Genomic DNA, 25,803 nt, shown 5'->3' with positions numbered 1-25,803 from the left:
TGATCGAGCGGATCTGCGAACTCCTCGTCGCGCCCGCGCCGCCGGACGCGGACCCGACGGGGCGCGCGGCGGCGCCCGTCGCGCTCCCGCGCCCCGCCCCGGACTCCACGCCCGCACCCCGCGCGCCGTCCGTCGAGCCGCCACCATCCCCGGCACGGCCCGCCGCGCCGCCCGGCGCCGCCTCGCCAGCGGTCGCGCCCGCGATTCGCTCGCTGCCCGTAGAGCCGCCGCCGTGGCCGGCGGTGTCGGCCGCGTCGGCGGGTTCGGCCAGTTCCGGGTCCCAGCAGTCGTCGGCCGGCGTGCCGTCGCCGCGGGGGCCGGGCTCGTCGGCGGAGGGGGCGGGCGCCGGGGTGGCGGGCTCCGGGTCGTGTCCGTCCACGTGGGCCGAGACGCGGCCGGGCGGGTGGGCGTCGGCGCCCAGGGAGCGTGTGGGGCGTGCGGGGGCGGCCGTCGGCTGGGCGGTGTCGGCCTGGTCCAGCTCGTCGACGCGCATCGTCACCCGCTTCGGCGCGCCGGCCTCGGCCGCCGACGGGCGCCCGGCGCGCGGGGCCGGGACGGAGGGGGTGGTGGTCGAAGGGAGGCCGAGGAGTTCGACCAGGCGCTGTTCGGCGCCGAGGGACTCCGCCGCCCGCCGCTCCGCGTCGTACGCCGCCTCGGCCGCGCGGGACGCGTCGGCCGCGCGGGCGGCGGCGAGTTCGGTGCGGGACTGCTCGGCGGCGGCCGCCTTCGCGGCGTCGGCGGTGCGGCGGGCCGCCTCGCGGGCGGCGTCCCAGGCGGCGACGGTGGTCTTCTCGGCGTCGCTCGCGGCGAGGGCGGCCCGGGCCGGGTCCGCGTCGGGCGCGGAGTCGTCCAGCCAGCCGGCGCGCACCGCCTCGGCGGTCTCCTGCTCGACCTCGGCGAGCCGCTGCCGCAGGTGCTCGGCCTCGCTGCGGGCGCGCTGGGCGGCCGTGGCGGCCGCCGTGGCGTCGCGATGGGCGGCCTCGCCCGCCTCCTGGAGGGCGGCGGAGCGCTCCTCCTCCTCGTTGGCCAGGCGCTCGCCGTCCTGCGCGGCGGCGTGCAGCGCCCGTACGAGGTCGGCGGCGGCCTTGGCGCGGGCGGCCAGCGCGGGGGCGGCGTCCCGCTCGGCCTCCCGGATCGCGGCGGCCACGCGCGCCGAGCGGTCGGCGGCGGCGCGGTGGCGCAGCACCGTCTCGGCGGCCTGCCACGCGGAGTGCAGGGTGCGGGCGTCGTTGATCTCGCGGCGCTGCGCGGCCGCGCCCTTCTCCGCGGCGGCGAGCGCCAGCGAGGCGTGCCGGTAGGCGAGTTCCGCCGCGACCAGGGAGCTGCGCCCGCGCGCCTGCTCCGCCTCGGTGACGGCGTGGGCCGCGGTGGCGACCTGCTGGGCGAGCTCGGCGGCGCGCTCGCGCTCCTCGGCGCCGCGCGCGGACAGCCGCCGTGCGAGCGTGCGGGTGCGGCGCTCGGCGCCCGCGTGCACCCCGCGGGCCTGCTCGCGCCGCTCCGCGGCGTCCGCGATGCGGGAGAGCAGGTCCAGCGAGCCGGCGGTGAAGTCCCGCTCGGCCGTCAGCTCCGCGCGGCGGCCGAGCTTGTGGGCGAAGCCGTGCACGAGGTCGGCGAGCCCGTCCGTGTCACGGGTGTCGGTGACGGCGCGCAGCAGCAGGTCGGTGAAGTCGGAGTCGTTCTTGACGGCGAACAGGCCCGCCGCCTCGCCCTCGTCGGCGTTCATCTCCCGCTGGTAGCGGAAGAGCTCGGGGTCGAGCCCGAGCTCGCCGAGGTGTTCGTTCCAGCGCTCGTGGATCTCCACCCAGGACACGTCGAGGTGCGGATAGGCCTTGCCCGCCTCGGTGATGGCGTCGCGGAACCCCTTCATGGTGCGGCGGCGGCCGCGGGCGGTGGAGGCGCCCTCGACGACGGGCCGCACCGCCGCGGACTCGGCCACCGGCAGGGAGTCCAGGCTCAGCCCCGGTCCGGGGCGGAAGGAGTACCAGGCCTCGGCGAACTTCCGCGGGTCGTTGGACACCTGGCGGCCGCGCCACTCGCTGACCTTGCCGACGACGACGGTCTCGCCGGTGACCGTGTGCTGCCACTCCAGCGCCACATGCCCGCAGTCGTCGGCGAGCAGGAACTTGCGCAGCACGCCGGAGCTGGCGCCGCCCAGGGTGTTGCGGTGGCCGGGCAGCATCACCGAGAAGATCAGTTTGAGCAGGACGGACTTGCCGCCGCCGTTCTCCAGGAAGAGCACGCCGGCGGGCGCGGGGCGGCGCGGCGGGCCGACGGGCTCCTCCTCGAAGAACTCCGCCTGGGTGGGGGCGGGGCTGGGCACCGGCTCGCCGACTCCGCGCAGGTCCAGCACGGTGTCGGCATAGCGCGCACCGGCGGGCCCGATGGAGTAGAGGCGGACCCGGGACAGCTCGTACATGGCGGCGGACTCTCGTTGTGGGGGATCAGGGGTCGAAGGGTGGCGTCGGGAGGGTGGCGTCGGGGGGTGGGGCGGCCAGGGCGAGTGCGCCCCGGTCAGGTCGCGTGGAAGGGCAGCCCCGCGTCGGCCACCAGATCCAGGTCGTCGCCCTGGTCCGGCGGCAACAGCGTCGCGCTGCCGTCGCTCGTGGGTACGACGCCCAGGTCGAGCAGCTCGGCCATGGCGGCGCTGCCCGCCATGTCCCGCACCTGTAGCTGGTAGCGGGCGGTCGTGCGGTACGCGCCGCCGGCGTCGTCCCCGGTGCGCTGCAGGAAGCCGGAGTCGACGAGGAACGCGACGGCCTTGCCCACGATGCCGGTCGTCGAACCGGCGAGGCGGCGCGCGTCCTTGGTGGCGCCGGTGGCGCTGCGCCGCGCGTACACCCGCCAGGCGGCCTCCAGGCCGGGGGCGTCGCTGGCCGGGTCGGTGTTCTCCCCCTGCTCCTCGGCCCGCTCCTCCAGGCGGCGGCAGGCCTGGCGCACGAAGGCGTCGATGCCGTTGACCGTGACCCGGCCGATGTAGCCGTCGTCGGCGAGGTCCTCGGGGCGGGGGAAGGCCATGGCCGCGACGGCGAGGTGGGCGAGGCCGTGCAGGAAGCGGTCGGCGGAGTCGGTGGAGGCGCGGCGGGCGTAGTCGCCCATGCGGACGGCGAAGACGGAGTCCTCCGCGGCGGCCAGGGCCATCCCGGCCCGGGTGGAGACCTCGAGCACGATCAGGCCGAGGCCGGCGGCCACGGCGTCGGCCAGCCGGGCGAACGCCGGGTCGTCGCGGTGGCGGCGCAGCAGCTCGGCGTACTCGGCGTCACGGGCGGGCAGCAGCTTGGGCTGCAGCCCGAAGGCCACCAGGCGCGCCGCGTCGGCCGCGTCGGCGGGGGTGAGGGGGGCGCCTTCCGCCGTACCGGAGGCGGCCGAGGTGCCCGTGGTGCCTGCCGCGCCCGCCGTGCTCCAGCCACCCGACGTGCCGGAGGCGCTGGGCGCGCCCTGCGCCGGGGACTCCGGCGGGGACTCCGGTGGGGCGGCGTCTGTGGGGTCGTACTCGGTCACGCGTGAGGCTCCTTGCGGACAGCGGTCTGACGGACAGCGGTCTGACGGGCGGCGGTCTGACGGACGGCAGTCCGGCATGTGGCGGTCCGGCGGACGGTGGTCCGACGGGGTATGGCCCGGTCGGGGCCGCCGGATCGGCACACGAGGCGCACTACGCCACCTCCGCGCGGTCCGCCGCCATCCCGGCCGCGTCCAGCAGCGCGGTGCCCACTATGAGATCCGCGCCGCCGAACTCCGGGTCGTCCAGCTCGGTGCCGTCGTCGACGGCGAACAGCAGCCGCTCCTCGCCCTGGCGGTAGGCCGTGCCGACGGGCGGGCTCGCGGCGTGGACGGTCAGCAGGGCGATGAGGTACGGGAGTTCGGGGTCGCGGCGGCGGGCCTCGGCCAGGAGGCCGGAGAGCCGGCGGGGGGCGTCGGCCGGGAGGTCGAGCAGCCGCATCGCGGCCGCGAGCTGCTCCTCGCTGAAGCGGCTGTCGTCGGGGGTGGCGATCAGGTCCGGCTCGGGCATCTCCGCGCCCAGGTGCTCGCGCTCCACGGGCGGGGTCAGCAGCATGTCCACGAGGTCGCCGACGCGCACGGAGGTGGGGGTGCGCAGCCCCGTGCCGCGGGCGAAGAAGGCGTCGGTGACGCGCAGGGCCTGCTCCACGGGCAGCGGCAGGACGGGCGCGAGGAGCTGCCCGTACAGGTCGAGTCCGGCGCGCGCGGCGGGCGTGGCGAAGGCCTGGCGGTCCTGCTCGGCGCGGAAGAGCGGCCCGGCCTCCAGCAGCCGCGACTGGAGCTGGGTGTGGCGGCGGATGCAGTCCTTGACTATGTCGACGAGCTCGGCGGCGCGGCGCTTGTTCTCGGCGCTCTCCGCCTCGTCGCGGGCCTTGCGGATGTTGGTCAGGATCGCGTTCTCGTGGCGGTAGCGGTCGGCGACGTGGTCCAGGGCCTCGCTGATCAGATCGGGGACGGTGCTCAGCCAGTCGACGGCGCGCACGTTGCGCCGGGTGGCGTCGAGGGTGCGGCGCAGCGTCTCCGAGTACTGCACGGTGCGGTAGCGGGCCTGTTCGGCGGCGAGTTGGGCGTCGGCGAGGCGGCCGCGGCTGATCAGCACCTCGAGCTTGACCTCGGCGGCGATCTGGGCGCTGGTGACGTCCGTGTCGAGCGCGCCGACCAGGACGTTGACCGCCTCGTCGGTGGTGCGCAGATAGACGCTGCCGCCGGGGCCGGGCACCTCCTCGACCAGCTTGAAGTCGTAGTCGCGGCGCACATAGACGCCGTCGGGGCCGAAGGTGCCGTACACGGCGCGGAAGCCGCGGTCCACACTGCCGACGTTGATCAGGTTCTCCAGCACCCAGCGGGCGACGCGCTCGTGCTCGGCGGTGGGCCGGTCCGGGGCCTGCGCGGCGACACGGGGCAGCAGCCTGGCCACTATCTGCTCGTGGTCGGCGCCGGTGTCGAAGTCCATGTTGAGCGTGACCAGGTCGATGGCGGCGAGGGCGACCTCCGCCATCGCGTACACCGAGTACTCGCCCGCGAGGCTGCCCTTGCGCGCGTCGAGATCGTGCAGCGGCGCGGTGCAGGCGAGCGCGCGCAGCCGCCGGGCCAGGCCTTCGTCGGCGGCCGGACCCGGGGCCGGGCGCGCTGCCCCGGCGTACCCGTTGAGCTGGGGCGCTGCCGCCCCGGGCGCTGGAGATGTCACGTCGCACAGATTAGGCGCTCGCACCGACAACGGACGAAACGGCGCGGAGCGGCCGGGCGCGCGGACCGGTCCGTCAGTTTACGACGCGCCCGACGCCCCTCGTGCCGTGGTGCCCACCCCCGGCGGGTCCGTGGGGCCCGTGCGGCCCGTCCAGCGCGAGCGCCGCGAAGGTGGCGAGCCAGTGGTCGCCCGTGAAGTCCCCGGAGACCACGTGCGGCAGCCCGGCGGCGAGGTGCTCACGGGCCGCCGCGGCCAGGACGGGGGCGCGCGGGTCGCCCTCGGGCAGCGCCGCGGCGAGCCGCCGCAGCGCGGCGGCGCTGCTGAGCGAGAGTCCGACGAGGTGGCCGATCTGCGGGTCGGCCGGGTCGGAGACGACGGGCGGGGTGAGCAGCGGGGTCGGGGCGCCGCGCCCGATGCCGGGCAGGAAGCCGTCCAGCCAGGCCGCGAAGTCCGCCTGGGGAAGCACCCGGCAGACCGCTTCGCCCTCCGGCGAGTGAGCCGAAGGGGCGCGACGCTGTCGAAAGGGGGAGCGCGCGGCGGCCCCGGGGTACGAGGGGCCGAGCACGGTCGACCGTCGACAGCGGCTGAGGCGCCCCGGAGGCGAACCGCCGCGAAAGGGGGGTGAGCGCCGGTGAGAGGAAGTCCTGGCCGGAGGGCTCCCAGTGGGCCGGGGCGTCGTGGTCCTCGCCGAACCAGCGGAGGACCGCCGCCTCGACCGGCTCGGCGAGGGCCGCCCGCCCGGCCGTGGCGGCGCTGTCGAGGATCAGGCCGAGAGCGAAGGCGCTGTTGGTGTGGACGCCGTGCCGCACCGGGTAGGTGGCCCGCCGCAGCCAGTCGCACAGCAGCGCCTCGACGGCGTCGGCCGCCGGTTCCAGGGCGGCCGCCCACCGGCTGCCCGCCGGGCCCAGGGCCCGGCATCGGCGGTCAGCGCGAGCAGCCAGGCCCGGGGAAGCGGCGCAGCAGCCGGACGAGCAGCCAGTGCATGTGCACCGAGGAGTGCCAGTCGTACGAGCCGTAGAAGGCGGGGTGGTGGCGGCGGGGCGGCACCAGATCTTCGGGTCCGCGCAGCAGATGCCCGGGCGGGTACGGATAGGGACGGGTGACGTTGGCGACGGCCACGGCGGCGAAGCGTCCCGCGAGCGCGGCGAGTTCGGGGAGCTTGCCGGGCCGGTCGCCCGGCGGGACGTGCGGCGCGCTCAATGGGTGGCGCCTTCGGCGACGCGGAGGTCTTCGCGGGTGGTCACGGCCGTGGTGATGATCGCCCGCAGGGCGTGCGCCGCCGCGTCCACGGGCAGCGACGGCTCGGCCCGGTCCACGACCTGCTCGGGGGCGTAGGGGACGTGGACGAATCCGCCGCGCAGGCCGGGTCTGCGGGTGGCGATCAGGTGGGCGAGGCCGTAGAAGACGTGGTTGCACACGAACGTGCCGGCCGTCTGGGAGACGGAGGCGGGTATTCCGGCGGCTCGTACGGCGGCGACGCACGCCTTGACGGGCAGGGCGGCGAAGTAGGCGGCGGGGCCGCCGGGGACGACCGGGCGGTCGATGGGCCGCCGCCCGGCGTTGTCGGGGATGCGGGCGTCGTCCACGTTGATCGCGACGCGTTCGACGCTGATGCCGGTGCGGCCGCCGGCCTGTCCCACGCACAGCACCAGGTCGGGGTCGGTCCGCTCCACCGCGGCGTCCAGTTCCTCGAGCGCCGTGCCGAAGACGCAGCTCAGCCGGGCGGCGGTGACCTGGATGCCGGGCGGGGGCCCGGCGGCGACCAGGGAGACGGCCTGCCAGGACGGGTTGACGTCCTCGCCGCCGAAGGGTTCGAAGCCGGTGAGGAGCACGCGGGTCACGCCGTGCGCCGGGGTCACGCTGGTCACACGGGCCTCCTCAGAAGGCGAAGAGCGAGATGATGACGATGTTGCAGGCCAGCAGCGCCCCGGCGGTGGGGATCTGGGCCTTGATGGGCCCGTACTGGTCCTTGAGTTCGAGCAGTGCGGCGGGGACGAGGTTGAAGTTGGCGGCCATGGGGGTCACGAGGGTGCCGCAGAAGCCGGCCAGCATGCCGACGGCGAGGACGACCGCCGGTTCGCCGTGCATCTGCTGGATGAGCACGGGCCAGCCGATGGCGGCGGTCATCACCGGGAACGCGGCGAAGGCGTTGCCCATGATGGTGGTGAACAGGGCCATGCCCACGCAGTAGACGGCCACGGCGACGTACTTCTGACCATCCGGCAGCAGCTGTTCGGTGATCTTGCCGACCTGGGTGCCGACCCCTGCCACCTGGAAGATCGAGCCGAGTACGGCCAGCAGTTGGGGCAGCAGCAGGGCCCAGCCCATGGACTCCAGCAGGCCACGCCCGGCGTGCAGCGGCACTGCGGGGTTGCGCTCGCGGACCACCAGCATGGCGACCGCGAGCCCGGCGATGGCGCCGAAGCCGAGGCCGAGGACGGTCTCGCTGCCCGGCTCCAGGACCGGCTCGCCGCCGACCTTCCAGTGCTTGAGGGCTGAGGCGCAGACCACCGCGACCAGCGGGATGGTCAGGGCGGGGATGAACAGCTTGCCGCGCAGCCGCGCGGCCAGGGCGGTGCGCTGCTCGGCGGTGGTGGTGCGCGGGATGCCGCGCCCGGTCTGGCCGAACCCGGCCAGGCAGACCATGGCCAGCACGGCGACGCCCAGCGGCTCGGCCGGGACCTGCTTCCGCACCACCCAGGTGCTGTAGAGGAAGCATCCGCCGAGCAGGCCCCAGAAGGCGGCGGAGCCGAGGCGCTTGGGGTTGGTGCGGTCGACCGCCATCTGGGCGGCCATGGCGAGGAAGACGGCACCGACGAGCCAGTAGAACCACTCGACCTTGATCACTTCACGTCCTCCGGGGTGCGGTCGCCGGCCCGGCCGGCGCGGGAGGCCGCGGTCGCCAGGTCGCGGTCCAGGGTGCGGTCGAGGCGCAGCAGCCGGGCGCCGTGGATGAGGAAGGCGCACACGGCGGTCGGGATGGCCCACAGGGCCAGCTGCAGGGGCTCCAGGTGGGTGTGGTACGTGGTGTTGACGAAGCCGGTGATGAGGAGGATCGAGCCGATGGCGAGGAAGCAGTCCTCGCCGAAGAACAGGCCGACGGTGTCGGCGCTCGATGCGTACGAGCGGACCCGCTCTCGCGCCCGCTCGGGCAGCGGGCCGTGGCGGCGCTCGGCGGCCCCCTCGGCCATCGGCGCGACCATGGGCCGCACGCTCTGCGCCGGCCCGCCGATGCTGGTCAGGCCCACGGCGGCGGTGAGCTGACGGAGCCCCAGGTAGAGGGCGAGGAAGCGGCCGGTGGTGAGTTTGCCCAGGCGGCCGATGAGGATGCGTGCCTGCTCCTGGAGGCCGTTGCGCTCCAGGAGGCCGATGACGGGGAGCGTGATGACGAAGATCGTCACCGAGCGGCTGGATGCGAAGCCGTCGCCGAAGGCCGCGAGGACCTCGCGCGGCGAGAGCTTGCCCAGCAGCCCGGTGACGATGCCGGCGACTCCGACCACCAGCAGCGGGTTGCGTCGTGTGGCGAATCCGAGGATCACCACCAGGACGCCGAGGAGAACGATCATGCGTCCCGCCTTCCATGTGCAGGACCTCACGGGGGCGTGAGGAAGAGTGCAACGGAGGCTAGGCGTTTGTTGAACGATCCGACAAGAGTGAGATGCGAACTTGTTCTCCTTCTTTCGTGGCCCCGGATCGTTTACGAGGCGGAAACCCGCTGGGCGTAGGCACCGGCCAGCTGGAGCTCGGAGTCCTCGAGGTAGGAGGCGAGCAGCCGCTCGGCCTCGGGGGCGTCCCCCGACTGCAGCACCTCAAGGATCTGCCGGTTGCGGACCAGGTACGGGGCGTGGAAGCGGCGGGGGTCGGCCATGACGTGGAAGACCAGGCGGAGTTCGGCCAGCACCCCGCGCATCAGCTCGTCGGCGCGCGGGCTGCCGGCGAGGGCGACGATCGACTGGTGGAACCGGATGTTGGCGGTGGACAGGTCCTGCCAGGCGCTCGCCTGCGCGGCGCGCTCCCCCGCCACGACGGCCGCCTCGACCGCCTCCAGCGGGTACGGCGGCTCCCCGAGGCCGCGCACCGCGCCGCACTCCATCAGCGTGCGCACGCGGTAGATGTCGATCAGGTCGTCCACCGTCACCACGCGTACGAACACGCCGCGGTTGAGCTCGTGTACCAGCAGCCGCTCGTGCGTGAGCAGGCGGAACGCCTCCCTGAGGGTGTTGCGCGAGACGCCGAGCGCCCCCTTGACGCTGTCCTCGGACAGGCGCGTGCCGGGCGGGAAGAACCCCTCGGCGATGCGGTCGCGCAGGATGTCGGCGACCCGCTCGGCGGTGCTGGTCCGCCCGAGCAGCACCCGGTCGCCCTCCAACTCGGCCAGCGTGGAGGCCTCCGCGAGCCGCCGTTCCACCCCTTTTGCCACTCTTGTCCCCTTTGCCACCTTCTGGAATCCCGTATGGCGAGAAGTCAATCCCAGAACGCAGGGTGAGACAACATTCTTCTTGTCGGATCGTTCAACGATCGCCTACCTTATGACGCATGGCGGACCTGACGATCGATCTCAACGCCGACCTCGGCGAGGGCTTCGGCCACTGGCGGCTCACCGACGACGACGCCCTGCTGTCCGTCGTCACCAGCGCCAATGTGGCCTGCGGCTTCCACGCCGGCGACCCGTCGACCATGCGCCGGGTGTGCGAGCTGGCCGCCGAGCGCGGTGTGCGCGTCGGGGCCCAGGTCTCCTACCGCGATCTGGCGGGCTTCGGCCGCCGCGCCATGGACGTGCCGCCGCGCGAGCTGGCCGACGAGATCGCCTACCAGATCGGCGCGCTGCGGGTGTTCGCGCGGGCCGCCGGGGCCGACGTGGCCTACGTCAAGCCGCACGGCGCGCTCTACAACCGCTGCGTGCGCGACCCGGCGCAGGCCGCCGCCGTCGTCGAGGGCGTGCTGCTGGCCGCCGACGGCGTGCCGCTGCCCGTCCTGGGGCTGCCCGGCTCGCGGCTGCACGAGGCGGCCGGCGCGGCCGGGCTGCCGGTGGTGAGCGAGGGGTTCGCCGACCGCGCCTACACCGCGGCCGGGACGCTCGTCCCCCGCGGCGAGCCCGGCGCCGTCATCGACGACCCGGGCGCCGTCGTCAAGCGCTCCCTCGGCCTCGCCCGCGACGGGTCGGTCACCTCGATCGACGGCGAACCGGTGCAGGTGGCGGTGCGGTCCCTGTGCGTGCACGGCGACACCCCGGGCGCCGCCGACCTCGCCCGCCGGGTCCGCGCCGAACTGGCGGCCGCGGGCGTGCGCGTGGAGCCCTTCGCATGACTGGCCCCGACGGGACCGCGCGGGTGCGCGGCCTGCCGGTCGGGGACCGGGCGCTGCTCCTGGAGGTGGACACCGGGGAGGCCGCCCAGGCCCTGCACGCCGAGCTGCTGCGCCGCGCCGGGGCCGGAACGCTGCCCGCCGTACGGGAGATCGTGCCCGCGGCGCGCACCGTGCTCCTGGACGGGGTGGCCGACCCGCGCCGCCTCGCGGCCGAGGTGGCCCGGTGGGAGATCCCGCCGCTGACCGGCGGCGACGGGGACACCGTCGAGGTCCCGGTGCGCTACGACGGCCCGGACCTGGCGGATGTCGCCGAGCTGTGGGGGGTCGCCCCGCAGGAGGTCGCGCGCATCCACTCGGGCACCGAATTCCGCGTCGCGTTCTGCGGGTTCGCCCCCGGCTTCGGCTATCTGACCGGCCTGCCCGACCACCGCCACGTACCGCGCCGCGCCACCCCCAGGACCAGGGTCCCGGCCGGCTCGGTCGCCCTCGCGGGCCCGTACACCGGCGTCTACCCGCGCTCCTCCCCCGGCGGCTGGCAGTTGATCGGCACCACCGACGCGGTGCTGTGGGACACCGCGCGCGACCCGGCCGCGCTCCTGTCCCCCGGCACGCGGGTCCGCTTCGTACCGGAGCGGACCGCCGGGGCCGCGAGGACGCCGCACGCGGGGAAAGGGGCTTCGGTATGACCGACAGCGCCTTCGCGGTGGTGCGGGCCGGCGCGCTGACCACCGTCCAGGACCTCGGCCGGGCCGGCCACGCCCACCTCGGCGTGCCGCGCTCGGGAGCGCTCGACGAGCCCGCGCTGCGGCTCGCCAACCGTCTGGTGGGCAACCCGGAGGGGGCCGCGGCCCTGGAGACCACGCTCACCGGCTGTGCCGTACGGCTGCGCCGCGCCGCCACGGTGGCGGTGACCGGCGCCCCGTGCCCGGTCACCGTGGACGGCCGCCCCGCCGCGTGGGGCGCGCCCGTGCGGGTGCCGGCGGGCGCGCTGGTGGAGGCCGGGGCGGCCACCCACGGCGTGCGCGCCTACGTGGCGTTCGACGGCGGCGTGGAGGCCGAGCGGGTGCTCGGCAGCCGTTCCACGGACGTGCTCTCCGGCCTCGGCCCGGCCCCGCTCGCCGACGGCGCGGTGCTGCGGCTGGGCGCGCCGTACGGACCGGCTCCGGCCGTGGACGCGGCGCCCTGCCCGGGGCCGCCGCGCGAACTGGTCCTGCCGGTCGTGCTCGGCCCGCGCCAGGACTGGTTCACCCCCCGGGCGCTGCGCACCCTGGCCACCGGCGGGTTCCGGGTGTCGGCCGCGAGCAACCGCATCGGCCTGCGCACCGAGGGCCCGGCGCTGGAGCGCGCGCGGGACGGCGAACTGCCCAGCGAGGGCATGGTCCTGGGCGCGCTCCAGGTCCCGCCGGACGGCCGCCCGGTGCTGTTCCTGGCCGACCATCCCACGACCGGCGGCTATCCCGTCGTCGGCGTCGTCCCCGAATCCCACCTGCCCGCGGCCGCCCAGGCCGTCCCGGGCACGGCGCTGCGCTTCGCGCCCCGGCACGTCCGGTAGCGGGGATCGCCGGGCGGGGGCCGGTCCGGCCTCAGGTGACGGCCGGCGCCGAGCGGTCGAGGCTCGTCAGGTCCACCGCGTCGGCCATGGCCTGCATGCCCTTGTCGTTCGGGTGCAGATGGTCGCCGCCGTCGAGGGACGGCAGGATGCGCTCGTGGTCGTACGGACTGCGCAGGACCCGGTCGAAGTCGGTGACCGCGTCGAACACACCGCTGTCCCGGATGAACGCGTTGACCTCCTGACGCACGGCCTCGGCCTCCGGATCCCACTCCGACCAGCCCTTGAACGGCCCGACCGTGGCGCCCACCACGAGCTTGCCGGCCGCGTCGGGCCCTCATCGGGTGAACCCCTTCAGCGTGACCGCCTCGCCCGGCACCAGCCTCACCGGCCGCGACGCACCGCCGAAGACCACCGTGGTGGTACGGCCGCCGACGCTGCGGACGCGCGCCTCGGTCGGTGTGCCCTCCCGCCAGCGCAGGTCCACCACGAATCCGCCCCGCACCGGCACGCCGGTGACCGACCCGGACGCGGCCCAGGCGGCGGGCAGTGCCGGCAGCAGCTCGATGTGTCCGGGGCGCGAGTACAGCAGCATCTCGATCATCGCGGCCGGTGTGCCGAAGTTGGCGTCGATCTGGAAGATGCCGCGGCCACGCTCGGTCTCGTAGATGTCGAACAGGTTGAACGCCGTGCCGTTGCTTCCGCCGGACGACGGACGCAGGTTGTCGGCGACGAGTTGGTAGGCCTTGTCCGCGTTCTTCAGGCGCGCCCAGCACAGCGCCCGCCAGGCGTTCGCCCAGCCGAAGCTCTCCATGCCGCGCGCGGTGAGCAGCGCGCGGGCCCCGTCGACGATCTCCTTCGGGGTGGAGCCGTCGGGGCGGATGCGGTCGCCGGGGAAGAGACCGACGAGGGGCGAGAGGTGACGGTGGGTGGTCTCGCCGAGGTTGTCGGGCGACATCCACTCCTCCAGCCAGCCCGTCGTCGGGCTCACCCGCGGCAGGTACAGCCGGTCGCGCAGACCGGCCACGGTCCGCGCGTAGCCGGCGTCCTCGCCGAGTACGGCGGCCGCCTCGGTGTAGTTGCCGAACAGCGCCCACACCAGTTCCTGGGCGTAGGTGATGCCCTTGGCGTCCAGCGGGCCGTGCTCGGGCGACCAGTCGCTGTCGGCGATCAGCACCTCGCCCTGGCCGTCCGGCGCGGCGACGGTGAGCAGCCGGGCCTCCCAGAACGCGCAGGCGCCCTTGAGCAGCGGGTAGATCTTCGCCAGGTACTCCCGCGACCCGGTGTACTCGTAGTGCTCGTACAGGCTGTTGCCCAGCCAGGCGTTGCCCGCGGGGTGCCACCACCAGCCGCCCCCGCCGTAGGGGTTGGTGGAGATGGCGACCGTCCAGCCCGCGACCTTCCCGGTGGAGTTGCGGTACCGGTTGCGCGGGTCGTCGAACAGGCGGCGGGTCAGGTCGGTCCACGCGGGCAGCTGGGCGAGGCAGTAGTCCGCGAAGGCGTCGAAGCACGGCGACAGGCCCGCCCGGTCGGCCATCCAGTAGTTCATCTGGATGTTGATGTCGGTGTGGTAGTCACCCATCCAGTCCGGGTCGTTGCCGTCCAGCCACAGGCCCTGCAGTCCCATGGGGAGGCTGCCGCGCGAGCCGGAGATCATCAGGTAGCGGCCGTACTGGAGGTACAGCGCCTCCAGCTCGGGGTCGGGGGCGCCGTCGCGGGCCCGTGCCGCGAGCCGTTCCCACGTGTCCAGGGAGCGCTGCGCGTCGGTCGAGGTGCCCAGCGAGAGGCTCAGCCGCTCGTACAGCCGGCGGTAGTCGGCGACATGCGTGCGCAGCAGGGTACCGGCCGGGTGCCGGGCCGCGGCGGCGACCTTCGCGCGGGCCAGCGCCTCGGGGGCGAGGGCGGGGTCGCGGTACCCGCTGTCGGCGTCGGGCGCGTAGTTCGTGCCGCCGCTGAGGACGACGGTGAGGTCCGCGCAGCCGGAGAACTCGATGCGCGGCCCGTTCACCCGGATCCGGCCGCCGCTGCCGTACGCCTTGACCGCCGCCCCGTAGCGCAGGCCGTTGGGCAGGGTGGCGCCGAAGGACCCGCCGGCGGCGGGCTGCTCGCCGTGGGTGCCCTCCAGGGTGACGGTGCCGGTGTAGCGGCCGCCGCCGCTCTGGGTGAAGTGCAGGACGATCGCGTCGTCGGGGCGGCTGGCGAAGATCTGCCGGCGGTAGGTCACGCCGGAGCGGACGTAGTCGGCGGTGACCAGGCCCTGGGCGAGGTCGAGGGTGCGGCGGTAGCCGTGCACGCCGGACAGGTCGTGGTCGGGGAGGTCCACGGTGAGCCGGGCCAGCAGGGTGAGCGAGCCGAAGTCGGCGCGGCCGTAGGGGAACTGGCCGTCGCTGTCGAGCGTGTCGTTGAGGCCGCCGGTCCACATCGTGGCGTCGGTGACGAGGAGCAGTTCGCGGCCGGGGTCGTTGCTCGCGAGGGCGCCGAGGCGGCCGTTGCCGACCGGCAGGCCCTGCTCGATCAGGGAGCGCTCGTCGCCGGGGGCCCGCCACCAGAGCCGGTCCTGCGGACTGCTCGGGGCGGGTTCGCTCGTGGGGCGGCGGGGTGCGGCGGAGGCGGTGAACGCGGGCAGACCGCCGAGCGCCGCGGTGAGACCGGCCGTCGCGGCGAGCGACAGCAGGGAGCGTCTCCTGGGATCGGTCGGGCCGGTCGGTCCGCTGGGATCCGTCGGGTCGGTCGGTCCGCTGGGATCCGTCGGGCGGGGGGTCATGGCGGCTCCAGAAGTCTGGGCGGGGGCCCGGCCGCCCGGCCGGGCCCCCGCCGGGTGTCAGGAGGACTTCGGTACGTCGATCCGGTCGATGTCCGGCGCGTAGCCGGAACCGCTGTCGAAGGTGAGGGTGTTGGCGCCGGCCTTGAGGTTCACCGGAACGTGGACGGTGGTGACGGTGCCCCAGTCGCCGGTGGAGGGGAACTTGTGGCGGGTAGCGCCGTTGCCGTTGGCGGAGACCAGGGCGGAGCGGGCGTCACCGCTGATGTAGGAGACCCTGATCTGGTAGGTGCCGGCCTTGGGGACGACGACGTCGTGGAACGTCAGCCGGCCGCCCTGGTAGAGGTTGCCGACCTTCTTGCCGCCGGAGCAGGCGGAGCAGCCGGCGACGGAGGCGTTGCCGGCCAGGGTGTTGGCGGGGTCCTCGGCCTCGACGCCGGACCGGGTGAGGGCCTGGCCGCGCGGGGTGACCTTGAACAGGCGTGAGCCGTGGGCGGGCAGGGCCTGGGTGATCCGGTCCCGGTGGGTGCCGAGGTTCTCGTGGTTCCACAGGTCGCGCACCGCGGCCTTGCCGGTGAAGCCGAGCGCGGAGAAGTCGGCGGTCACCGCGGCGGGCGCGTCGGCGAGGTTGAACAGGGCGACGGTCAGGGTGCCGTCGGGGTTCCTCGCGGCCCACACCTGCTGGGGGTCGGAGGGGGTGACGGGCACGGCGGGCGGGGCGTCGCTCTGGTCGACGGCGATGACCTCGGTGTTGGTCAGCAGGGACAGGCCGTAGGAGTCCAGCCGGGTGAGGTCGTCGCCGGTGTACAGCGGGGACTTGGCGATGGCCCACAGCGTGGCGTAGGTCTGCCGCTCGGCCTTGGTCAGGCCGTCCATCGCGCCGTTGCCGACGTCGAGGGAGTCGAGGTCCGTCCAGCCGCCGGGGCCGGCGTGCCGGGCCCAGGCCGGGGCGTCGTCGAACCGGTCGTCGACGGAGTTCTCCCAGCTGACCAGGGTGTTGCAGTAGCACTCGACGTCGGTGTCGATGCGCCAGCCCTGGGAGTACTTCTTCCAGTCGGCGACGTGCCCGTAGTCCAGGGACCAGGAGAGCTCCAGGTGGATCGGCCGGCCGGTGGCCGCGATGGCCCGCTGCCAGGCGGCGACGTCGGCGACGTTGTCGTAGTTCTCGCCGCTCTTGCCGGAGCCGGGGCCGACGCCGTCGAGCTTCAGGAAGTCATAGCCCCAGTCGGCGAACATCCGCGCCTGGGAGTCGATGTACTTCTGGGCGCAGGGCTTGGTGAAGTCGAGCTTGTAGGCGCTGTCCCAGCCGTTGGTGGTGCGCAGGTCGGCGTGGACGATGTCGGCGGTGGTACAGCCGGGCGCGTTCCAGATGGGCGCGGCGCCTTTGTCGTACGCCTCCTTCTCCAGGCCGACCGGCAAGTAGATGCCGGCCTTGAGACCCTTGGCGTGGATGTGGTCGGCGACGGCCTTCATCCCGCGCGGGAAACGGGCCGGGTCGGCCTGCTGGCGGGCGTAGCGGTCGAAGTGGGGCGTCCAGTTCTTGTCACGCCACCAGCCGGCGTCGATGTTCACGTACTCGTAGCCGTACTTCTTCAGTTTGGCGGCGAGCGCGTCGGCCTGCTTCAGGACATTGGCCTCGGTGAGGTAGCTGTAGTCGCCGTCGGGGTTGAGCCCGGGGTACTTGGACGACTGCATGCTCCAGCTCGACCAGCCCATGTAGGGCTTGGCGGCGGGCCCGGGCGCGGCGGTGTCCGCCTGGGCCGGCGGCACGGCGGCCAGGGCGCCCGCGGCCAGGGCGAGTACCGTCAGGGATCGCAGAGCGCGGGTGCGCGGCACGGAGTACGAGGGTGACCGCATGGGTCGTACCTCCTGGGGGTGGGGTGCGGCGGGGGTGGTGCGCGGGGCGGCTCAGCCCTTGCCCGAGCCGATGGTGAGGCCGCTGATGAACTGGCGCTGGAGCGCGAAGTGGACCAGCAGGGTGGGGATCGCGGTCATCAGGGCGCCGGCCGCGATCAGGTTCGGGTTGGTGAAGTACTGGCCCTGGAGGTTGGCCAGCGCGGAGGTGATGGGCCGCTTGTCGCCGGTCTCGACGAGGGTGAGCGGCCAGAAGAAGTCGTTGTAGATCCAGATGGACTCCAGGGTCGCCAGGGCGGCGAAGGCCGGGCGGCACAGCGGCAGGATGATCTGGAAGAACTGGCGCCACACCTGCGCGCCGTCGACGACGGCGGCCTCGGAGATCTCCTGGGGGATCGTCTTCATGTAGTTGCTGAGGACGAACGTGCAGAAGCCGCACTGGTAGGCGATGTGGATGGCGATGATGCCCCAGGCCGAGTTGTACAGCAGCAGGGAGTCGCTCATCCATGGGGGGAGCGGGATCAGCAGGTACAGCCGGTACAGCGGGGTGATGAGCACCTGGGCGGGCAGCAGGTTGCCCGCGGTGAACAGCATCAGCAGCGCCAGGTTGAAGCGGAAGCCGAAACGGGAGACGAAGAAGGCGACGGCCGCGGAGAACAGCAGGGTGCCCAGCACGGAGGGGACGGTGATGAGGAGGGAGTTGAGGAGGAAGTACGGCATGCCCGACTGGGTCCAGGCGTCGGCGTAGTTCTCCAGGCCGACGCCGTGCGGCCAGGAGAAGTAGCCGTGCCGGGCGGTGTCGCCGTGCGACCTCAGGGATGTGTAGACGGCCCAGAGCAGCGGGATCAGCCACAGCAGCGAGACGCCCGCGAGCAGGAGGTGGCGGCCGGTGTCGCGGCGGGGACGGGGCGGTCCCTCCGGTCCGGGCCGGTGCGGGGCGGTGGGCGGAGAGGACACGGTGGGGGCCTTTCCGGTCCTGGTCAGACCGTGAAGGAACGCGCGCGCTGCGACTCGATCCGCTTCAGCGTGCCGGCGCCGTCGTCGGGGTGGCCGAGCCACTGGGTCAGTCCGGGCAGCAGGACGGTGGCGACGAAACCGGGGTCGCTGTCGCGGTCGGCGAACTGGCTGATGTGCCGGGCCGAGGCGATGAGCCGGGCGGACTTCTTCTGCAGGGCGTTGTACGAGGACGTGTCCGCCTTCTCGTTGACCGCGAGGTTGCTCGGGTCGACGCCCATGTACTGCCGCTCGGCGCGGGCACTGCCCAGGAACTCCAGGAACTTCCGGCGCCGTCCCGGGTCGGACCCGGGCCCTCCACCGCAGGCGGTAGGACCGGTGCCGCCAGGGCGGCCGCCCCGGCACCGAGCATGCTGCCGACGACCGTGCGGCGGCCGGGACCACGCGCAGCCGGGGAGGTGCGGCTCTGCTGCGTCATTGTTGCTCCTCGTGCGTGTCAGTTCGGGTCTGCTGTGATGAAGGACTGGATCGCGGTGGCGGCGGCGCCGCGTGCCCACTCCTCGAAGGGCAGCGGGCGGGTGTGGACGTCGCACCGGGCGGCGGAGCCGAAGGCCGCCGCGGTGAAGGCGTCGCGGATCTGCTCGGCGAACAGGTCGTAGGCGGCCAGCCCCTCGCCGGAGATGATCACGCGTGCGGGGCCGAGCAGGTTGGCCACCGTGGCGATGCCCCGGCCGATCGCCTCTCCCGCCTTCGCGTAGACGGCGCGGGCGCCGGCGTCACCCCGGTGGGCCAGTTCGATGGCTTCGGCGATGTCGGCGACCTCGATACCGGTCACCTCGCGGACCTGGGCGACGATCGCCGGGTCGGCCGCGATCGCCTCCACACAGCCGCGGTTGCCGCAGTGGCAGGGCGGGCCGGCCGGGTCCACCGTGACATGGCCGATCTCGCCCGCGACGCCGTGTGCGCCGGCGACGACGCGGCCGTGCACCACCAGACCGCAGCCGATGCCGGCGCCGACGGTGACGAGGGCGAAGTCGGACAGCCCCACGCCGTCGCCGAACCACTGCTCGGCCACGGTGAGGGCGCGTACGTCGTTGTCCACGGTGGTCGGCAACCCGCAGGTCATCGTGGCCAGTTCGGCCAGCGGCACATCGCGCCACTCCAGGAACGGCGAGTAGCGCACGGTCCCCTCGGCCCGGTCCACGTCGCCGGAGACGGCGATGCCCAGGCCCTGGACCCGCACCCCGAAACCGTCGGCCTCGGTGAGCAGCTCCTGCACCAGCTCCGCCGCCACGGCCAGCACCCGCCCCGGCTCCCGGCCGCGCAGCGGCACGCGGCGGGCGACGCGGATGCGGCAGCACAGGTCGGCGAGCACCCCGATGATCTCGTCGCCGGTCACCTTCAGGCCGATGAACAGGGCCCGCCCGCCGTCGACCCGCACGAGGTTCGCCGGCCGGCCGAGCGCCGGGCGCGCCTCGTCGTTGGCGTCCTCCAGCAGATAGCCGGCCTCCAGCAGCGGGCGGACGGCCTTGGTCACGGCGGCCGGGGAGAGCCCGGCCCGCCGGGCCGCCTCCAGCCGGGTGAGCGGGCCATGGGACAGGACGGTGGTGAAGATCTGGGAGGCGGCCGGTGTGTTGACCGGGAACGCCTCGACACGGGAGGTCGACGGCATGGCCGGGAACCTATGACTCATATTTTCTGCTGTCAATGAAAGAATCAGAATCCGTTCAAGGAACGGCACTTCATGTGCGACTCCTTCGAAAGCCTGGCCATCACACGGGGGTTGACACCTTATTGAAGGAGGCGCTTGGCTCTGCTGAGCATTCGCTGACCCTCTGATCGTGAGGTCCCATGCCGCTCATCCACCGCTCCCCGGACACCGGCGTCTGGCTGCTGACCACCCCGCGTACGTCCTACGCGCTGTGGATCGACGACAGCGGCGCGCCCTGCCACCTCGCCTGGGGGCCGCGGCTGACCACGACGGAGGCGGGCGCGCTGGCCGTCCCCGCCGGGGAGCCGCCGAGCAGCTTCGAGGGCCGGCCGCCGGTGGGCGAGGAGCTGCCGGTCGACGGTGGCACCCGCTACGGTCCGCCGTCGCTCCAGGTACGCCACCCCGACGGCAACCGCGGTTTCGAGTGGCGGCCCACGGGACACCGCGTCCTCACCGACGTGCCCGGCAGCGCCGAGCTCGTGCTGGAGTTCCGCGACCGGCTCCGTCCGCTGCGGGTCGCCCTGCACTACCGGGTCCGCGACGACACCGATGTGATCGAACGCTGGACCGTGCTGCACAACACCGGGCACGAACCCCTGGAGCTGCTGCGGGCCGACTCCGCCGCCTGGACCCTGCCGCCCCTGGCCGGCTACCGGCTGAGCCACGTCACCGGGCAGTGGTCGGCCGAGACGCAGCTGCGCCGCGACCCCCTGCCGTTCGGCGAGACCGTGCTGACCAGCCGGCGCGGCATCACCAGCCACCACGCCAACCCCTGGGTCATGCTCGACGGCGGGGCGGCCGGCGAGGACCACGGCCCGGTGTGGAGCGCCGTCCTCGCCTGGAGCGGCAGCTGGCGGGTCACCGTGCAGCGCACCCCGGACGGCCGCGCCGGTCTCACGGGCGGCGCCGGCCACGACGGGACGTGCGTGCCGCTCGCACCGGGCGAGGCGTTCACCACCCCCGTCTTCGCCGGCCTCTACAGCGAGGGCGGCTTCGGAGCGGCGAGCCGCGCCTGGCACGCCTACGTCCGGACCCATGTCCTGCCCCACCCCGCCGAACCGGCCCCCGTGCTGTACAACTCCTGGGAGGCCACCGGCTTCGACGTCGACGAGGCCGGACAGAAGGCGCTGGCCGAGCGCGCCGCGCGGATCGGCGTCGAGCTGTACGTCGTGGACGACGGCTGGTTCGGCGCCCGCCGCAGCGATCGGGCGGGCCTCGGCGACTGGTCCCCGGCGCCCGACCGGTTCCAGGCCGGCCTCGGCATGCGGTTCGGCGTCTGGGTCGAGCCGGAGATGGTCAACCCCGACAGCGATCTGTACCGCGCGCACCCGGACTGGGTGCTGCATGTGCCGGGCCGCGAGCGCACCGAGCTGCGCAACCAGCTCGTGCTCAACTTCGCCCGCGATGACGTCGCCGACTGGGCGCACGACTGGCTGACCCGGCTGGTCGCCGGCCACGGCGTCGACTTCCTCAAGTGGGACATGAACCGCGCCTTCGGCGAGGCGGGCTGGCCCGGCCACCGCGACGGCAACGACCGGCTGTGGACCCGGTACGTCGCCAACCTCTACGGCGTCCTCGACCGGCTCCGCGCCGAGCACCCGCAGCTGCGCATCGAGACCTGCAGCGGCGGCGGGGGACGCGTCGACCTGGGCATCCTCGCCCGCACCGACCAGGCGTGGGTGTCCGACAACACCGACGCGGTGGACCGCCTGGTCATTCAGCACGGCTTCAGCCAGGTCTACCCGGCGCGGGTGATGTCCGCGTGGGTGACCGACGTGCCCAACCAGCTCACCGGCCACTCGGTGCCGCTGCGCTTCCGCTTCCACGTCGCCATGGCCGGCCTGCTCGGTATCGGCGGCGACCTGACCCGCTGGTCGGAGGAGGAACTCGTCGAGTCGGCCGAGCTGGTGGCGGACTACAAGAAGGTCCGCCACCTGGTCCAGCGGGGCCGCCAGTACCGGCTCACCGAGCCGCTCGGCGAGGGGCCCACGGCCGTCCAGTACCTCGCCGACGACGCTTCGGAGCTGCTGCTGCTCGCCTACCGGCGCAGCCCCCGGCACGGCACCCCGCGCCTCCCCGTCCGGCTCCGCGGCCTGGTGCCCGGGGCCCGCTACCGCGACACGGTGACCGGCACGGTGCACCACGCGGCCGTGCTGACGGGGTACGGGCTCGACCTCGACCTGCCGTCGGGCGACTGGGCGAGCACCGCACTGCATCTGGTGCGGGTGCCGGACGAGGCGCACCCCGCCGACGCCTGACCGCTGATCACGTGATCAGGTGATCAATCGGATGGACTGGTCCAGGGCAGGCCGGTCGCGCGGCCGAGGGCCGCGACGGCATGGGCGAAGAACTCCTCGCGCGCCTCGACGACCTTGTTGAACTGGCCGAAGACCTCGAAGCTGACCAGGCCGAACAGCTGCGCCCAGGCCGCGGTGAACCCCGTGAGCGCCGCTTCGGGCAGCTCGATCCCCAGGGTCTGGGCCAGCGCGCGGACGTCGGCCCCCACCGCCTCGGGGACCACGGCCCCCTCGGGCGTGCGCAGGGCGCCGGCGGCGTGGGCGTCGAGGACGACGGTGAGCAGGGCCAGGGCCACCCGGGAGGCGGGCACGACCGTGGCCTGGGGGGCGGAGTAGCCGGGCACCGGGGAGCCGTAGATGAGCGCGTACTCGTGCGGATGGGCCAGCGCCCACTCCCGTACGGCCCGGCAGACCGCGCTCCACCGCTCGAGGGGCTCCCGGCCGTCCGCCGCCAGGGCCCCTTCGGCGGCCGCGCCGAGGGCGTCGTACGCGTCCACGATGAGCGCGGTCAGCAGGTCGTCACGGCTCGGGAAGTAGCGGTAGAGCGCGGAGGAGACCATGCCCAGCTCGCGGGCGACGGCGCGCAGCGACAGCTTGACCGCGCCCTCGCGGGCCACTTGGCGGCGCGCCTCTTCCTTGATGGCGGCGGTCACTTCGGCACGGGCCCGTTCTCTGGCCCCTTGGATCGCACTCATGACGGACAGTGTCTCATCCGATGGAGCACCAGCCAACAACGAGAGCGGTGCTCTTGCTTTGCAACCTCGACGTCGTGCACACTGCTCTTCAACGAGAGCACTGCTCTCGCAACGGATCACGGGAGAACGTCATGTCGCAGCAGCACTACATCAAGCCCAGCCGGTTCGAGGCCCCCTTCCACGCGACCGTGGCCTGGCTCGCCCGGCGCGGACTGAGCCTCTTCGGCGCCGCCGAGCTGTCCGTCGTCGGCCGGTCGAGCGGCGAGTGGCGACGGGTCCCCGTCAATCCGCTTCCGCTTCAGGGCGAGCGCTACCTGGTCTCCGCCCGCGGCACCACCCAGTGGGTGCGCAACATGCGGGCCGCCGGGGGCGGCCGGCTGCGGGTCGGGCGCCGTACGCAGACCTTCACCGCCACCGAGCTGCCGGAGGGCGCGGAGAAGACCGAGGCGCTGCGCGCCTATCTGGTCCGCTGGGGCTGGGAGGTGAGCCAGTTCTTCGACGGGGTGACCGGGAAGTCGTCGGACGAGGAGCTGGCCCGGATCTCCCCGCTGCACCCGGTCTTCCGCGTCACCACCGCCGACGCGTGAGCCATCGACGCATGAGCCGTCGGCGCGTGAGCCGTCGGCGGCGGTGACGCGCGGGCAGGCCGCCCGGACCGGGCCTAGCCGCGGTCGAGCGCGGTCAGCGCCCGCCGCGCCGCCGGGTGGGTTCGGACGATCTCGGCGAGCGTCGTCGTCCCGCGCGTGATCTTCGTGAAGGCCCGCCAGGCCGGCCGGAATCCGGTGAGCGCCGCGTGGAACATCCCGGGGCGGCGGGCGAACACCGTGTACAGCCGGCGCCCGACCCCCATCTCCACCCCGAGCCCCGCCTTGATCGCGAAGGCGTAGTTCAACGCCTGACGCCGGGCGTCGACCGCGTCATGGGCCTCGGCGATGCGCACTGCCCACTCCCCCGCGAGCCGCCCCGAGCGCAGCGCGAAGGAGATGCCCTCGCGGGTCCACGGCTCCAGCAGCCCCGCCGCGTCCCCGCACACCAGCACGCGGCCCCGGGACAGCGGGGAGTCGTCGGAGCGGCAGCGGGTCAGATGCCCGGAGGAGATGCGCGGCTCGAACCCGGCGAGCCCGAGCCGGGCGATGAAGTCCTCCAGGTAGCGCTTGGTCCTGGCGCCTTCACCACGGGCCGAGATCACCCCGACGGTCAGGGTGTCGCCCTTGGGGAAGACCCAGCCGTAACTGCCCGGCAGCGGGCCCCAGTCGATGAGGACCCGGCCCGACCAGTCCTCGGCCACGGTCGGCGGCACCGGGATCTCCGCCTCCAGGCCGAGGTCCACCTGGTCGAGCTTGACGCCGACATGGGCCCCTATCCGGCTGGCGCTCCCGTCCGCGCCGACCACGGCCCGGGCCAGCACGGTCTCGCCGTCCGCGAGCACCACGGCCACGGTCCGCCGGTCGGGCACCGACGGGCCGTGCTGCTCGACGCGCGCCACGGCGGTGCCGGTGCGCACCCGGGCGCCCGCGTCCTTGGCGGCCTCGACCAGCCCGGCGTCGAACTCCGGCCGGTTGATCAGCCCGAACAGCGCCTGCTTGGAGCGGCGGGTGCGGGTCAGCCTGCCGTTCAGCGAGAACGTCACGGCGTGGACCCGCTCGCGCAGCGGCAGTTCGAAGCCGGGCGGCAGCGCCTCGCGCGAGGGACCGATGATGCCGCCCCCGCAGGTCTTGTAGCGCGGCAGCTCGGCCTTCTCCAGCAACAGGACCCGGCGGCCCGCGCAGGCGGCGGCGTAGGCGGCGGAGGCACCCGCCGGGCCCGCCCCCACCACGACGACGTCCCATACCGACTCGTCCGCCGGCTCCGCCGGGGAGGCCCCGTTCCGGGCCGCGTTGTCGCTGCTCACGTGTGCTTCCGCTCCCACTCGACCGACCTGATCGCCCTGCGCCACCACCGCCGCGGGCCACCGTCGCATCCTACGGCTCACCTGGGTGCGACCCCGCTGTGGGATGATCGGCGGCGCATCATCAAGCCGTACAGTCGTACATTCGTGCCATCGCGCGCATCCCACAGGAGCGTCCCCACATGGAGCAGGCACCTCACGCCGGAGCCGACGGCCACGCGTCGCCTTCCCCGGCCGACCGCCGGGCGATCGCCGCCACCGTCGCCGCGCTGCAGCCCCGGGCCAAGGCCGAACTGGCCGAGCTCGTGGCCTTCAAGTCGGTCGCGGACCCGGCGCAGTACCCGAAGAGCGAGTGCGAGGCCGCCGCGCGGTGGGTCGCCGACGCGCTGCGCGCCGAGGGCTTCACGGACGTGGCGCTGCTGGAGACGCCCGACGGGACCGAGTCGGTCTACGGCTTTCTGCCCGGCCCGGCCGGGGCCCCGACGGTTCTGCTGTACGCCCACTACGACGTCCAGCCGCCGCTGGACGAAGCCGCCTGGCTCTCCCCGCCGTTCGAGCTGACCGAGCGCGACGGGCGCTGGTACGGGCGCGGCGCCGCCGACTGCAAAGGTGGCTTGATCATGCACCTCACCGCGCTGCGCGCGCTCAAGCGGCACGGTGGGGTTCCGGTGAACGTCAAGGTGATCGTGGAGGGCTCGGAGGAACAGGGCACGGGTGGCCTGGAGCGCTACGCGGAGGCGCACCCGGAGCTGCTGGCCGCCGACACGATCGTCATCGGCGACACCGGCAACTTCCGCGGCGGGCTGCCCACGGTCACCGCGATGCTGCGCGGCATGGCGCTGCTGCGGGTCCGGGTGGACACCCTGGAGGGCAATCTCCACTCCGGCCAGTTCGGCGGCGCCGCGCCGGACGCGCTCGCCGCGCTGATCCGCATCCTGGACTCGCTGCGGGCCGAGGACGGCTCCACGACCGTCCGGGGTCTGGCGGCGGACGCGGCCTGGGAGGGACTCCAGTATCCGGAGGAGGACTTCCGCAAGGACGCCAGGGTCCTGGACGGCGTCCAGCTGATCGGCTCGGGCACCGTCGCCGACCGCGTCTGGGCCCGCCCCGCCGTCACCGTCCTGGGCATCGACTGCCCTCCGGTCGTCGGCGCCACCCCGTCGGTCCAGGCGAGCGCGCGGGCGGCGGTGAGCCTTCGGGTGCCGCCGGGCGTGGACGCGAGCGAGGCGGCCGAGCTGCTGACCGCCCACCTGAAGTCCGCCGCGCCGTGGGGCGCGCGGGTCACCGTGGAGCAGGTCGGCCAGGGCCAGCCGTTCCGGGCGGACGTCACGAGCCCGGCGTACGCGGCGATGGGGCAGGCCCTGAACGAGGCGTACGACGGGCAGGAGATGGCGATCGCGGGGGCGGGCGGCTCGATTCCGCTGTGCAACACGCTCGCGGCGCTCTATCCGGAGGCGGAGATCCTGCTCATCGGGCTGAGCGAGCCGGACGCCCAGATCCACGCGGTCAACGAGAGCGTCTCGCCGCGCGAGCTGGAGCGACTCTCGCTCGCGGAGGCGCTGTTCCTGCGGGCGTACGCGGCCGAGGCACGGTAGCCCCGGGGCC

At 74.2% G+C, this 25,803-nt stretch carries 19 protein-coding genes and 4 pseudogenes; 6 read left to right on the top strand and 17 right to left on the bottom strand.

What is annotated here, in order from left to right:
- From ABFY07_RS32735 to ABFY07_RS32700, 9 genes and pseudogenes are all read right to left on the bottom strand, one after another.
- A pseudogene (locus ABFY07_RS32735) lies at nt 1-2,416 on the bottom strand (hypothetical protein); the annotation flags it as partial.
- Nucleotides 2,417-2,511: 95 nt separating this feature from the next.
- Nucleotides 2,512-3,498, bottom strand: coding sequence for a hypothetical protein (locus ABFY07_RS32730; RefSeq protein WP_346177963.1), 987 nt, complete (start codon nt 3,496-3,498; stop codon nt 2,512-2,514).
- A gap of 151 nt (nt 3,499-3,649) precedes the next feature.
- Complete coding sequence (locus tag ABFY07_RS32725) at nt 3,650-5,182, bottom strand: hypothetical protein (RefSeq protein WP_346177962.1); 1,533 nt, start codon at nt 5,180-5,182, stop codon at nt 3,650-3,652.
- Nucleotides 5,183-5,255: 73 nt separating this feature from the next.
- Nucleotides 5,256-5,669: pseudogene (locus tag ABFY07_RS43275) on the bottom strand (DUF2891 family protein); the annotation flags it as partial.
- Nucleotides 5,670-5,802: 133 nt separating this feature from the next.
- Nucleotides 5,803-6,382: pseudogene (locus ABFY07_RS43270) on the bottom strand (DUF2891 family protein); the annotation flags it as partial.
- The gene (gene pcp, locus ABFY07_RS32715) at nt 6,379-7,023 is read right to left on the bottom strand and encodes a pyroglutamyl-peptidase I (protein WP_346177966.1); all 645 of its coding nucleotides are present in this window, start codon (nt 7,021-7,023) and stop codon (nt 6,379-6,381) included. The gene pcp and the pseudogene ABFY07_RS43270, both read right to left, overlap by 4 nt.
- A 37-nt stretch (nt 7,024-7,060) precedes the next feature.
- Nucleotides 7,061-8,029 (bottom strand): DUF979 domain-containing protein, encoded by a 969-nt coding sequence (locus ABFY07_RS32710; protein ID WP_346177961.1) that lies wholly within the window; start codon nt 8,027-8,029, stop codon nt 7,061-7,063.
- Nucleotides 8,026-8,748, bottom strand: coding sequence for a DUF969 domain-containing protein (locus tag ABFY07_RS32705; protein WP_346177960.1), 723 nt, complete (start codon nt 8,746-8,748; stop codon nt 8,026-8,028). The genes ABFY07_RS32710 and ABFY07_RS32705 overlap by 4 nt, the downstream gene beginning before the upstream one ends.
- A 131-nt stretch (nt 8,749-8,879) precedes the next feature.
- Entirely contained in the window at nt 8,880-9,602 is a 723-nt protein-coding gene (locus ABFY07_RS32700) for a GntR family transcriptional regulator (RefSeq protein WP_346177959.1), read from the bottom strand.
- Between the two features lie 116 nt (nt 9,603-9,718).
- Here ABFY07_RS32700 and ABFY07_RS32695 point away from each other — a divergent pair, with 116 nt between their 5' ends.
- From ABFY07_RS32695 to ABFY07_RS32685, 3 genes are read left to right on the top strand one after another with little or no spacing between them, the layout of a single operon-like run.
- The gene (locus tag ABFY07_RS32695) at nt 9,719-10,489 is read left to right on the top strand and encodes a LamB/YcsF family protein (protein ID WP_346177958.1); all 771 of its coding nucleotides are present in this window, start codon (nt 9,719-9,721) and stop codon (nt 10,487-10,489) included.
- Complete coding sequence (gene pxpB, locus ABFY07_RS32690) at nt 10,486-11,175, top strand: 5-oxoprolinase subunit PxpB (RefSeq protein WP_346177957.1); 690 nt, start codon at nt 10,486-10,488, stop codon at nt 11,173-11,175. Before ABFY07_RS32695 ends, pxpB begins: the two co-directional genes overlap by 4 nt.
- Complete coding sequence (locus ABFY07_RS32685) at nt 11,172-12,041, top strand: 5-oxoprolinase subunit C family protein (RefSeq protein ID WP_065966681.1); 870 nt, start codon at nt 11,172-11,174, stop codon at nt 12,039-12,041. Before pxpB ends, ABFY07_RS32685 begins: the two co-directional genes overlap by 4 nt.
- Nucleotides 12,042-12,072: 31 nt before the next feature.
- On the opposite strand, the pseudogene ABFY07_RS32680 reads toward ABFY07_RS32685, so the two are convergent.
- The 6 genes and pseudogenes from ABFY07_RS32680 to ABFY07_RS32655 form a co-directional block, all read right to left on the bottom strand.
- Nucleotides 12,073-12,366, bottom strand: a pseudogene (locus ABFY07_RS32680) (SGNH/GDSL hydrolase family protein); the annotation flags it as partial.
- A 9-nt stretch (nt 12,367-12,375) separates the two neighbouring features.
- A complete protein-coding gene (locus ABFY07_RS32675; RefSeq protein ID WP_346177956.1) occupies nt 12,376-14,802 on the bottom strand; it encodes a glycosyl hydrolase family 95 catalytic domain-containing protein in 2,427 nt (808 codons plus the stop codon).
- 57 nt (nt 14,803-14,859) lie between these two features.
- Nucleotides 14,860-16,656 (bottom strand): alpha-galactosidase D, encoded by a 1,797-nt coding sequence (locus ABFY07_RS32670; RefSeq protein ID WP_346177955.1) that lies wholly within the window; start codon nt 16,654-16,656, stop codon nt 14,860-14,862.
- Between the two features lie 51 nt (nt 16,657-16,707).
- Nucleotides 16,708-17,610: a carbohydrate ABC transporter permease gene (locus ABFY07_RS32665; RefSeq protein ID WP_346177954.1), complete on the bottom strand. Its 903-nt coding sequence runs from the start codon at nt 17,608-17,610 to the stop codon at nt 16,708-16,710.
- Between the two features lie 23 nt (nt 17,611-17,633).
- A complete protein-coding gene (locus tag ABFY07_RS32660; RefSeq protein ID WP_346177953.1) occupies nt 17,634-17,888 on the bottom strand; it encodes a hypothetical protein in 255 nt (84 codons plus the stop codon).
- A gap of 215 nt (nt 17,889-18,103) precedes the next feature.
- A complete protein-coding gene (locus ABFY07_RS32655; protein WP_346177952.1) occupies nt 18,104-19,279 on the bottom strand; it encodes an ROK family transcriptional regulator in 1,176 nt (391 codons plus the stop codon).
- A gap of 179 nt (nt 19,280-19,458) precedes the next feature.
- On the opposite strand from ABFY07_RS32655, the gene ABFY07_RS32650 reads away from it, so the two are divergent.
- Nucleotides 19,459-21,576 carry an alpha-galactosidase gene (locus ABFY07_RS32650; protein WP_346177951.1) on the top strand — a complete coding sequence of 706 codons (2,118 nt, stop codon included), beginning with the start codon at nt 19,459-19,461 and terminating at the stop codon, nt 21,574-21,576.
- Nucleotides 21,577-21,599: 23 nt separating this feature from the next.
- On the opposite strand, the gene ABFY07_RS32645 is transcribed toward ABFY07_RS32650, so the two are convergent.
- Nucleotides 21,600-22,310: a TetR/AcrR family transcriptional regulator gene (locus ABFY07_RS32645; protein ID WP_346177950.1), complete on the bottom strand. Its 711-nt coding sequence runs from the start codon at nt 22,308-22,310 to the stop codon at nt 21,600-21,602.
- Between the two features lie 131 nt (nt 22,311-22,441).
- Between ABFY07_RS32645 and ABFY07_RS32640 the strand changes: the two genes are divergently transcribed.
- The gene (locus tag ABFY07_RS32640) at nt 22,442-22,897 is read left to right on the top strand and encodes a nitroreductase/quinone reductase family protein (protein ID WP_346177949.1); all 456 of its coding nucleotides are present in this window, start codon (nt 22,442-22,444) and stop codon (nt 22,895-22,897) included.
- 74 nt (nt 22,898-22,971) lie between these two features.
- On the opposite strand, the gene ABFY07_RS32635 is transcribed toward ABFY07_RS32640, so the two are convergent.
- A complete protein-coding gene (locus ABFY07_RS32635; RefSeq protein WP_065966671.1) occupies nt 22,972-24,201 on the bottom strand; it encodes a geranylgeranyl reductase family protein in 1,230 nt (409 codons plus the stop codon).
- 179 nt (nt 24,202-24,380) lie between these two features.
- Here ABFY07_RS32635 and ABFY07_RS32630 point away from each other — a divergent pair, with 179 nt between their 5' ends.
- Nucleotides 24,381-25,793: a dipeptidase gene (locus tag ABFY07_RS32630; protein ID WP_065966670.1), complete on the top strand. Its 1,413-nt coding sequence runs from the start codon at nt 24,381-24,383 to the stop codon at nt 25,791-25,793.
- Nucleotides 25,794-25,803: the final 10 nt, after the last annotated feature.

Source organism: Streptomyces sparsogenes subsp. cuspidosporus, from assembly GCF_039532705.1.
Classification (GTDB): Bacteria; Actinomycetota; Actinomycetes; order Streptomycetales; family Streptomycetaceae; genus Streptomyces; species Streptomyces sparsogenes.
Note: the sequence above shows the minus strand (reverse complement) of the source record. Positions and strands in the feature narration are given on the sequence as shown.